The following is a 9,809-nucleotide window of genomic DNA, read 5'->3' on the forward strand; positions in this document are numbered from 1 at the left end:
GGGGTGTACGGGGTGGCGGTCGTCATGCGGTGTTGCTCCTGGTGCGACGGGTGAGCTGCACCAGGAGGAAGGGGCGCCGGCCGCGTCAGGAGATGAAGGGCGGGCGCCGGAAGCCGAGGATGCCGGGCCGGTACTCCGGGCGCGAGAAGGCCTTCACCTTCGCGTCCGCGCGCACCGCGTCCTCCAGGGTGAGCGTGCGGCTACCGCCCCCGGAGGCGCCCACCACCACGCCCGCGCCCACGTGCACCATGACGTGGTCCGGGTCGCCCGCCTTGCCGTACAGCACCAGGTCCCCGGGCTGGAGGTCCGCCGCGCTCGCCACCGGGCGGCACTGGTCCCACAGGCGGTCGGTGTTGTGCGTCCCGCGCCAGTCCGGCCCGCCCACTTGGTGCAGACACCACGTCACCAGCCCTGAGCAGTCAAAGAGGCGAGGTCCGTCCGCCGCCGCACGCTGGCCCTTCGCCCCCCAGCGGTAGGGCGAGTGCATCTGCGCGAGGACGAGCGAGAGGAAGGCGGCGCACTGCGAGGTGATGGGCACGGCGGGTCTCCGGCGACTGCGGGTGTTCACCGGAGAAGGGGCGCTCCAGTAAACTAAGGAATAGGGTCCCTAGACTTGGTCACTCAGCCGGTTCTGCGAGACACTCACCCATATGCAATTCAGCAATCACCAACAAAAGAGCACCCATGACTAGACGTGATCACCCCCGCGACACAAAAATAACAACAGAAGATTTCTCCAAGCAAGACACCGAACTCGCCCGACTGGCGATCGCGGAACTCACCAAGAAAGGCGTATCAACCGAATGCAAGTCATGCGGTAAAAACAACTGGAACATCTTCGCCATGAAGATCGTAGCCACCAGCGCAACCGAGACCTTTTTCCCGGCGGCGACCACCATGAATGTTCCCGTTCTAAGCCTGACATGCCTGGAATGCGGCTGGATAAGCATGCACAACCTGAAGATACTCGGGGTCACGAAATGACAATCGAGTTCAGGGAACGCACATTCCACATTGGATCCCAAGCAATTCTGCCGGCAACCCCCGAATCCATTAAAGCATGTTCAATTACGCGCCAAGATCTAGACATTCTCCTGGAGGGCAGTGGAGCTGGCCATCACCGATCGCAACGAGACCTCATAATTGGCATTCTCTCCTCGTCACTAACAGGAGCCATCGGCGTATACATCGCATTGCCTGACGACCCACTAAAGGCAAGCAAGCCAGCTCTATTTTGCCTACTCATACTAACCGCAACCTCTATTGCGGCGGGAGCTTTCGCCATCGCCAAGCATATTCAGGCAGCAAAAGAGGAGGGCCGAGCATCTTTTCAAAAGTGCAAAACCCGACTTGAACGAATGCTTGACGGAACACCGGTATAGTAGTCGCAAATCATCGAAACCAAGGCCCGACGCATGTGCATTTGGACGCAACCAGCCCTGAAGCAATCGCATCAATTGACAACGCCCCTGCCCCTCAACAGGGGTATGTATGCAGTCAATAGAACGTGGCCCGCGTATCCTGCACGGCCCAATGGAGCATCCCCTTCACATCAACCTCCGTGAGGGATGCAGCCTACGGGTGGCCAGGGCCCAAGTCCTTGGCCACCACGTTCGCGGCGTGCTGGAGCTGCCGCGAGGTGCGCTCCCCCATCAGCAGCGTGACGTGGTTCACCACTTGGTGCAGCTGCGGCCGCGCGGCGCCCATCCAGTCCTCCAAGGCCCGCAGGCGCAGGTCCTGCGTCTGGAGCTTCGTGCCGTGCTCGCCCACCACGCGCAGCTCCGCCTTGATGTCGCGCACGTCCTGGGCCACCGCGGTCAGCGACTGCACCAGCAGGGGCACCTGGTCTACGGCGGCCTCCTGCCGCTGCTGCCGGCGCGACAGCAGGCCGTTGAGGAGGGGGACGAGGAGCTGGCTCACGGCCAGGATGAGGACGGCGGACTCGGTGCTGACGGGGGGCATGCCGGGACAGAAGGGGCGCCCCTCACCCGGAGCACGACTTAACGGATTTCGAAATCTGTGAAGTCACCCTCTCAGCCGAGCGCGCGTGGACCACGGGGTGCGGCTGGCGCCCACGGCACCCAGGCCCACTGGGACACCTCGCCCGGCGGCCCCGGGACGACGTCGCGGCGCCAGCGCATGCCGCTCACGTCCTGGTGGTAGCCGCGCGGGAGTTCCACGCCGGCCAGGCACCCTGGCACCGGGCACGGCAGGTCCTCGCGCGCTCGGGGGCAGGTGCAGGACGTCACAGCCCCAGTTCCTTGCGCCACCCAGGCACGTGCACGTCCAGTTCCGTGGGCCCGAAGCCGCCGCGCTCGGCGAGCCGCTCCAGCGTCTGGTCCGTGCCGTAGCGCCGGGAGTAGTCGATGTAGGCCCGCTCCGCGAGGGACCACGGGATGGACCGGGGCAGCCCGGCACTGATGTCGCGGGCGTCCACGATCAGCGGGAAGCGCCGCGCGGTCGTCGTCGAGTCGGTGGTCATGCCCGGACAGAAGGGGCGGCGAGCCGCGTCACCTCACCCTGGCAGGCGACGCACAGCGCGGCCATGCGCTCGGAGTGCGTCGCGGTGCGGTCCACATGCCGGGCGCATCGCTCGCGCATCCCGGGGCAGGTGGACGGCGGGCAGGACACGTGCGGGTGGAAGGGTCCCATCCGATGAGACTCTCCACGCACTGTGAGAATTCCCACACTGGACGCCCTGCCTCGCGCGGACGGGTCACATCGAATGGGCCCCCCGCGATTACCGTCGGCCTAACCGGCGGAAGTGGCCCCGCCGGTCCCCACCGTCAAGCTCGCGGAAACGAAGGGCTCTTGCCTATCCGGGGGCGGTGCTCGCCTCATAAGGCCTCACACCCAGGAGGACGCATGCGAGGACTTCTTGCAGTGGTTGTGGTTGGGCTTCTCGTTGGCTGCGGTGGCGCGGTGGAGTCCGCGCCCGTGGATGGCATGGCAAACCAGGCAGCACCTCACGCAGACGCCGACGCGGCGCCCGACGTCACCTCCTCGGTGTTGCTCGAATGCGACGAGTTGGATGGTACCGACTGCCCACCTGCTGGACAGAACCCACGTCAGTGCACGCGCCCGATTACTGGTGGTCACGCCTGGTGCTACTGCGATGGGGGGACGGCCCCCCTTTGGGACTGCATGTACTAAAAACCCCTGACCAGAGGCTTGCTCTGAAGTCCGGTGTGCGAAGGGTCGGATCCGTTCCGACCCTGTCCGAAGCAAGGATTCCTGCCTTGGTTCTGCGGTCGCGCCGCGCCCCGTGCGGCAGGTGGCGTGTGTGCACAGGCCCGACGTCAAACATCGAAAACGCGCAGTTCGACGGTTGGGCCAGCGGGCACCCCTTTCCCAGGGGATGCACGATGCCGACGTCCGCCCGCCGCTGCTCTGCCTCGTCCAGGCCACGTACCCGGAGGCGCGGGTGCTGCCGGAACTGGGGCTCGAGTACGGGCTGGTGCGCGTGGACTTGGCCGCGCTAAGCCCGGCGCGGATCCACGGGTACGAGGTGAAGGCGGACGCGGACACCCGGCGCCGCCTGCCGGCCCAGGCCACTGCTACAGCGCCGTCCTCGACCGGTGCACCCTCGTCGCGGGTGCACGCCACCTGGAGCGCGGGCAGGACCTGGTGCCGAGCTGGTGGGGATGCTGCTCGCGCGCTCCGGCCCAGGCGGCGTCACGCTGGAGGAGGTGCGGCCGGCGAAGGACAACCCCACCGTGAGCCCTGCCGTCACGCTCACGCTGCTGTGGCGAGCGGAGCTGTTGGCACTGGTGGAGGAGGCGGGCGCGGTGCGAGGCCTGCGCTCCGCCAGCAAGGCGCGGCTCGTGGCGCGGCTCCTGGAGGTCCTGCCCGGGGACACCCTGCGCTCCCGTGTTCGAGAAGCGGTGTGCGCTCGCTCGGAGTGGCGGGCAGACGTGAACGTGTAGGGCGGATGCTTGCCGGACGGCGCGAGGGCAACGCGCGTGCCAGTGAGCGTGTGCGACGCGGTGCGCATTCCGCCCGTAGCGGAAAGAGGGCGTGTCCTACATGCCCCCGGGGGTGGGGGACCCCCAAACCGGCCGAAATTCGGGATTGCTCGGCGCGCTGCAATCCTGCGCGACGGATTCTTCGCGGTTTTTCCGAGGGGAACTGACAGACGACCCCCCGTTTTTTGGGGCCCTGCGCGTTCCTGGCGGCCCGTAGGCGCGTCCTGTCACTTCGCTCGTGGGCGTGGGCGTCCCGCCCGCTGCGTGCGGTGGCGGCCCAGCGGCGCCCCTTCTGGCCGGGCATGACCAACCCGAACGCGCAGGACGCCTCCGAGCAGCCCAACACGGCCACCTGCTCCCGCGAAGTGGGCCGGTACCACGTCACGCTCAGCAGCGACACCGCTCAGGCCCTGGCAGGTGTCCGCGCCGTAACCGAGGAGGCGGAGAAGGCGTCGGCCGCGCTCGGCAAGGTGGAACAGGGGCTCGTCACACCCGCCGACCTCGCGGCGCTCATCACCGCGGCGACTGGCGCGCTCCAGGAGCTTCGCGGTGCGGACAGGCAGGGAGCGCTGACGGACCTTGCGCCCATCGACACGGTGGCCGCCGGCCTCGCGAAGCTCGTGGCGCAGGCGCGCATCATCGCCTGTCACGAGTAGCCGGCCCTTCTGGAGGGGGTGTCCCCTCCGCGCGGCTATGACCCGAAGCGCCCTCCCGGCAAGCCGGCCGGGGGGAAGCGCGCGCCGAAGTACTCCGGGCCCGCCAGCACCCTCACCTACAAGCTCCAGACGGCCATCGTGGCGGAGCTGCGCCAGGGCTCCACGAAGCGCATGGCCGCGGCTCTCGCCGGCACCACCGAGGCCCGCCTCCAGAACTGGCTGCGCCGTGGGCGCGAGGCCATCGAGGCGGGCAAGCGCAGCCGCTACACCGAGTTCGTCGTGGAGGTGGAGCGCGCGCAGGCCGAGTTCCAGAAGGGCCTCGTGAAGGACGTGAACGAGGCCATCCGTGACAAGACGATGGACGGCCGCGGGGCGCGCTGGTTTCTGGGCGTGCTCGCGCCCAAGGACTTCACCGTCCCGCGCGAGGCCGCCGCGCCCGCCGGCAACGGGCACGGGCCCCTCTTCGAGGTCATCACCCCGGACGAAGCGCGCGCGAAGCTCGACGACAAGCTGGCCACCTTCATCGCGCAGCACCTGAAGGCCCAGGCGCCGAAGGACGCGCCGACGGAGTCCGCCCCGGAGGACGCCGGTGGGGACTGACGCGGGCGTGGCGAAGGCCGGGGAGTCGCTGCTGGAGGGTATCCCCGTCATCACGGCGGACACCCACGGCCACCACTCCCTCATCCAGCAAGCGGCCCTCGCCACCTACGAGGCGAAGGGCGTCACCGCCGGCCACTGCGAGGCGCTGGCGCTCACGCCTCAGGACCTGGTGCTCCTCTACCACGAGCACAAGTACTGGCTGCGCCCCGTGCAGCGGCCGCCCGCGCACTACCGCACCTGGTTCTTCATGGGCGGGCGAGGCACCGGGAAGACGTACGCGGGCGCCGCCGCTGTCATCGACGAGGCTCGCGCGGACCCCGAGGCGCGCATCCTCATCGTCGGCCCCACCTACTCGGAGATCGTGAAGAACCAGCTGGAGGGGACGAGCGGCATCCTCACCATCTCCCCGCCCTGGTTCTTCCCGAAGGTGGAGAAGTCGCGGCGCCGGCTCGTGTGGCCCAACGGCGCGCAGGCCACGTGGCTGCCGGCGAAGAACGCGGACAAGTTCCGCGGGCACCAGTACACGTTCATCTGGGCGGACGAGCCGGTGGCGTGGCGGGGGGACGCCATCGCCGTCTACAAGGAGTGCCGCAACGTCAACCGCCTCGCGAGCTCGCGGATGCGCAAGCTGGGGCTGCCCGCGCGGATGGTCATCACCACCACGCCCGCGCCGACGACGCTCTTCCGCGAAATGCTGAGCGAGCGGGAGGGGCTGGTGCTGGCGCGCAGCTCCACGCTGGAGAACCTCTCCAACCTGGACCCGCCCTACGAGCGCTACGTGCGCCGGATGATGGGCACGCCCGAAGGCCGGCGCGAGTTCATGGGCGAGCTGTCCTTCGACCTCGACCCGGCGCTCTACCGGGGCGTCGACTGGAACGCCTCGCGCATCCACCCGAAGAAGGCGCCGAAGGAATACGACGCCATCATCGTGAGCGTCGACCCCGCCACCGGGGAGAAGAAGGGCGCCGACATGCACGGCATCGTCGTGGTGGGCGTGCGCCTGGAGACGGACGGACTGGACCACGTCTACGTGCTGCAGGACGCCTCGCTGCGCACGCCGGAGCCGGAGGTCTGGGCGCGGGAGGCCATCAAGTGCCTCAACGCCTGGGCGCCCCTGGCGAAGAAGCGCGGCAACGGGAAGCCGAACGCCTGGGTGTTCGCGGAGAGCAACACGGGCGGATCCATGGTGAAGAGCACCATCCGTACCGTGGAGAAGGTGAAGGTGCTCACCGAGCGCGCCATGCAGTCGAAGGCGGAGCGCGCCGCCCCCGTCTCCTCCTACGCGAAGGCGGGCCTCGTCCACATGGTGGGCAAGCTGGACAAGCTGGAGGCGCAGCTGGCGAAGTTCACCGGCCAGGAGGGCGGCCACGCGCGAGACGACCGGGCGGACGCCTTCGCGTGGCCCATCTACCTGTACGTCATCCCGAAGCGCCGCAATGCCGGGGCTGCCGGGCGGCAGCGCGGAACGGAGGACGCAGTTCTTGAAGAGGCCGGCGAGCGAGGCTAGCGATAGAGTGGCTCTCAACCACTCGCTGACATGGACATCAAATGCTCGTCACCGCCGACGATTTCAAAGCGCTAGACAAACTCTTCAATCATGAATCCATCGCCTTGCGGATTTCAGGAGCCAGAGCCGTCTCAATACTTGACAAGTTAATCTCGGGCATCGAACCGCACCTCGCGATAACTGACCCAGGAGGCGCTGTCGACTGGATATCATCCACAGAAAAGCTTCGGTCGGACTTGACCGCTGAAATGCGGGGGGCGGCTTCCAAGTCATTGGAGAAAGTTGCCAATCTTGCCAGCAAATACTGGAAACCTTCAGGAAGGCACGCACAGCGACCACTCACATTCATCAAGAATCCGGAGCTTCGGCGAATTGCAGAGGACGACTGGAATCGAGCGATCAGCGCAGCTCAGCGCGAGGATGCAAAGACGGCGGCCATATCCGCCGGGAGCGTTGTCGAAGCCATTGCGCTCGACGTTCTCGAGGGCATTTCGGACGTCGATGCCGATAGGCTTCGGGATCATCTCAACAGCCTGCCACCCGCTCAGCGTCAGACCTACTCCGCAAGAAAGGACTCAGCACTAAAAGACTGGCCCCTTGCGTTTCTCATTCTCGCCTTGGGTCCAGATGGAATGAGGGCGTTGACAAACAGGACGCGCGATATCGGCCAGCAGCTCAGGGACTTTAGAAACTACGTCCACCCCGGCAAGTCACGCAGTCAGACGCTGCTATCTCCAGCTGACGGTCGCATAGCTGTAGGTTTTGCAGAGAAAGTGATTGAAGAAGTCGAGGTGTGGGCACCCACCAGGGCGACGACGTTCCCTCCCTGAGCGTCTCATCCCAGCACCGATGCCTGTCACGTCGCCCCTTCTATCAGAGCATGGCCTACCTCCTTCGCCGCGCTCTCAAGGCCCTGGGCATGCTACCCGCCCCTCGGGGTCCGCTCGTCCACGCCCTCCCCGTCGTCAGCTTCAGCCCGCGCCGGGGCAGCCGGGAGGTGCTGCGTGCGTACAAGGAGAACGGCTGGCTGCGCACCGTCGTGGACACCGTGGCGGAGGCGGTGGCCACGCCCCGGTGGCGCGTCTACAAGCGCGCCCGGCCCGGCGTCCTCGGCGCGCTCGACCACCGACTGAAGTCCGCCAACCCGGCGCTGCGCACCAAGGCGCTGAAGGAGGCCACCGAATCGGGCGAGCTGGTGGAGTTGCCGGACCATGAGCTACTGCGCCTGCTGGAAGCGCCGCACCCGCGCTACCCCGGACGCGCCTTCCGGAAGCTCGGCCAGGTGCACGTGGACCTGGTGGGCGAGGCCTTCCTCTGGCTGCGCCGCGACGACACCGGCCGCGTGGTGGGTTGGGAGGTAGTGCCTCCGCACCGCGTCCTCATGACGCCCGCGCCGGGCAGCCCCTACTTCTTCATCAGCTACAACCTCTTCAGCGGCGCGGTGCCTGAGGCGGACGTCCTCTGGTTCAAGCACCTCGACCCGGAGAACCCCGAGGACCGGGGCTCCGGCGCCGGCATGGCGCTGGGGGATGAGCTGGACACGGCGGAGGCCATCTCCCGCGCGACGAAGGCCACCTTCGAGCGCGGCGGGGTGCCGGCCGCCATCGTCGGCGTGGACTCGAAGACGCAGGGCGCCGACATGGAGGACGTCGTCGAGGACCTGGAGAAGAAGTACAAGGAGGCCTTCGCCGGCCCGGGCAGCGCGGGCAAGGTGTGGTTCGCGCCCGCGGGCGTCAGCCTCGCCCAGGTGCAGGTGAACTTCCGCGAGCTGCAAACGGAGGAGCTGAAGAAGGGCATCCACGACTTCATCCGGCAGAACTACAACGTGCCCCCAGAGTTGGTGGGCGACCTCTCCGCCAGCAACCGCTCCACCGCGGAGAGCGCCAAGTACACGCTGGCCGACTTCGCCGTCCTGCCTCGCATGGAGTTCTGGCGCTCCTGGTACCAGCACTGCCTGGTGCCCCTCGTCGACCGGGACGCCATCCTCGACTACGACGACCCGCGCCCCCAGGAGTTCGAGCGCACGTTCCGTCTCATGACGACGCCGCCGACGGAGGCCTTCACCTTCAACGAGATGCGCGAGCTCGCGGGCTACGAGCCGGACCCGGCCCTCGCGGGGAAGCGCGCCCTGCCCCTGCCAGGTGCTGGCGGTGGCAACAACGTGGCGAGCGCGGCGGCGAACGCCACGCCCGCGCCACCGCGCGACCGCAGCGGTGAAGAGGGGCGCGTGTAGCGGCAGGCGTCGCCCCTTCTCTTGGGGCATGGACAGACGCCCGCGCACCAAACGCAGCACGCGCGCCCTCAAGCTGAAGCTCTTCGAGCCCACGGCCCCCGCGCAGGCCAACACCCCCGCCGTCTTCCGGCTCGTGGATCCACCGGAGGAGTACGACCGCGACGGGGACCGGATGGCGGCGGGCGCGCTGCGCCTGCCGGTGGGCGAGGTGGACGTGCCCCTCTTCTGGGACCACAGCCACCAGGACGTGACGGCCGCGAGCCGTCTGCCCGTCGGCCGCGCGCGCATCTGGTTCGAGGGCGGCGAGCCGCTCATGTCCCCCGTCTTCGACGGCGTCGGCGAGCTGTCCCAGTTGTGCGCGGAGAAGGTGCAGGCCGGCACCCTCCGCGCGTGCTCCATCGGCTACCTCACGCTGTCCGCCCGCCCCAACTCCCGGGGCGGAGAGGACGTGCAGGAGGCAGAGCTGCTGGAAGTGTCCATCACCGGCATTCCCGCAAAGCGCTCCGCGCAGAGGTTGAAGAGCATGGCGACTCCCGAAGAGGTGCAGCAGGCGTTCGAGCAGATGGGCAAGGACATCGCCGAGGTGAAGGCGATGGTCACCGAGCTGGTGGCGATGGTGACGAAGCTCGCGCCCCCGGACGAGGCGGCGAAGGGCGCGGACGGCGAGCCCACCGAGGAGCCGCCCGCCGAGGGCGAGGACGCGGTGACGAAGTACTTCCGGAGCCTCGTCACCAAGGGCGGCAAGTAGCCCGCCCCCCGTCGCCCCTTCTCTTCCTCCAGGACGCACCACCTCACCCTTCCGCAGGAGTCGTCATGCCCCCGAACCCGAAGCCCACTCCGCCCGCCGC

General features: G+C 67.9%; 11 protein-coding genes. 8 read left to right on the top strand and 3 right to left on the bottom strand.

Annotated elements, in window-relative coordinates; translation table 11 throughout:
* Positions 1-85: 85 nt before the first annotated feature.
* Complete coding sequence (locus D7V97_RS33840) at positions 86-538, bottom strand: NlpC/P60 family protein (RefSeq protein WP_233583396.1); 453 nt, start codon at positions 536-538, stop codon at positions 86-88.
* Between the two features lie 146 nt (positions 539-684).
* Here D7V97_RS33840 and D7V97_RS44335 point away from each other — a divergent pair, with 146 nt between their 5' ends.
* Positions 685-984 (top strand): hypothetical protein, encoded by a 300-nt coding sequence (locus D7V97_RS44335; RefSeq protein WP_147445082.1) that lies wholly within the window; start codon positions 685-687, stop codon positions 982-984.
* A 591-nt stretch (positions 985-1,575) separates the two neighbouring features.
* Here D7V97_RS44335 and D7V97_RS33850 read toward each other — a convergent pair.
* Both D7V97_RS33850 and D7V97_RS33855 read right to left on the bottom strand, forming a co-directional pair.
* On the bottom strand, positions 1,576-1,962 hold the full coding sequence (locus tag D7V97_RS33850) for a hypothetical protein (protein ID WP_120614751.1): 387 nt from the start codon (positions 1,960-1,962) through the stop codon (positions 1,576-1,578).
* A gap of 283 nt (positions 1,963-2,245) precedes the next feature.
* Complete coding sequence (locus D7V97_RS33855) at positions 2,246-2,482, bottom strand: hypothetical protein (RefSeq protein ID WP_120614752.1); 237 nt, start codon at positions 2,480-2,482, stop codon at positions 2,246-2,248.
* Positions 2,483-3,638: 1,156 nt separating this feature from the next.
* Between D7V97_RS33855 and D7V97_RS44340 the strand changes: the two genes are divergently transcribed.
* The 7 genes from D7V97_RS44340 (at position 3,639) to D7V97_RS33885 (ending at position 9,709) form a co-directional block, all read left to right on the top strand.
* Complete coding sequence (locus D7V97_RS44340) at positions 3,639-3,926, top strand: hypothetical protein (RefSeq protein ID WP_147445083.1); 288 nt, start codon at positions 3,639-3,641, stop codon at positions 3,924-3,926.
* A 341-nt stretch (positions 3,927-4,267) separates the two neighbouring features.
* Entirely contained in the window at positions 4,268-4,621 is a 354-nt protein-coding gene (locus D7V97_RS33865; protein WP_147445084.1) for a hypothetical protein, read from the top strand.
* An 18-nt stretch (positions 4,622-4,639) separates the two neighbouring features.
* Entirely contained in the window at positions 4,640-5,221 is a 582-nt protein-coding gene (locus D7V97_RS33870) for a hypothetical protein (protein WP_120614754.1), read from the top strand.
* A complete protein-coding gene (locus tag D7V97_RS33875; protein WP_120614755.1) occupies positions 5,211-6,728 on the top strand; it encodes a terminase family protein in 1,518 nt (505 codons plus the stop codon). Before D7V97_RS33870 ends, D7V97_RS33875 begins: the two co-directional genes overlap by 11 nt.
* A 41-nt stretch (positions 6,729-6,769) precedes the next feature.
* Positions 6,770-7,558: a hypothetical protein gene (locus D7V97_RS44345; protein WP_147445085.1), complete on the top strand. Its 789-nt coding sequence runs from the start codon at positions 6,770-6,772 to the stop codon at positions 7,556-7,558.
* Positions 7,559-7,608: 50 nt separating this feature from the next.
* Positions 7,609-8,961 carry a phage portal protein gene (locus D7V97_RS33880; protein WP_120614758.1) on the top strand — a complete coding sequence of 451 codons (1,353 nt, stop codon included), beginning with the start codon at positions 7,609-7,611 and terminating at the stop codon, positions 8,959-8,961.
* Positions 8,962-8,989: 28 nt separating this feature from the next.
* The gene (locus D7V97_RS33885) at positions 8,990-9,709 is read left to right on the top strand and encodes an HK97 family phage prohead protease (RefSeq protein ID WP_120614756.1); all 720 of its coding nucleotides are present in this window, start codon (positions 8,990-8,992) and stop codon (positions 9,707-9,709) included.
* Positions 9,710-9,809: the final 100 nt, after the last annotated feature.

This window comes from Corallococcus sp. CA053C (genome assembly GCF_003611675.1).
GTDB lineage: Bacteria > Myxococcota > Myxococcia > Myxococcales > Myxococcaceae > Corallococcus.

What these genes read in the sequence shown, in the direction of transcription:
- D7V97_RS44335 (WP_147445082.1), top strand. Translation starts at nt 685, where the DNA reads ATGACTAGACGTGATCACCCCCGCGACACAAAAATAACAACAGAAGAT.
- D7V97_RS33850 (WP_120614751.1), bottom strand. Translation starts at nt 1,962, where the DNA reads ATGCCCCCCGTCAGCACCGAGTCCGCCGTCCTCATCCTGGCCGTGAGC.
- D7V97_RS33855 (WP_120614752.1), bottom strand. Translation starts at nt 2,482, where the DNA reads ATGACCACCGACTCGACGACGACCGCGCGGCGCTTCCCGCTGATCGTG.
- D7V97_RS33865 (WP_147445084.1), top strand. Translation starts at nt 4,268, where the DNA reads ATGACCAACCCGAACGCGCAGGACGCCTCCGAGCAGCCCAACACGGCC.
- D7V97_RS44345 (WP_147445085.1), top strand. Translation starts at nt 6,770, where the DNA reads ATGCTCGTCACCGCCGACGATTTCAAAGCGCTAGACAAACTCTTCAAT.
- D7V97_RS33880 (WP_120614758.1), top strand. Translation starts at nt 7,609, where the DNA reads ATGGCCTACCTCCTTCGCCGCGCTCTCAAGGCCCTGGGCATGCTACCC.
- D7V97_RS33885 (WP_120614756.1), top strand. Translation starts at nt 8,990, where the DNA reads ATGGACAGACGCCCGCGCACCAAACGCAGCACGCGCGCCCTCAAGCTG.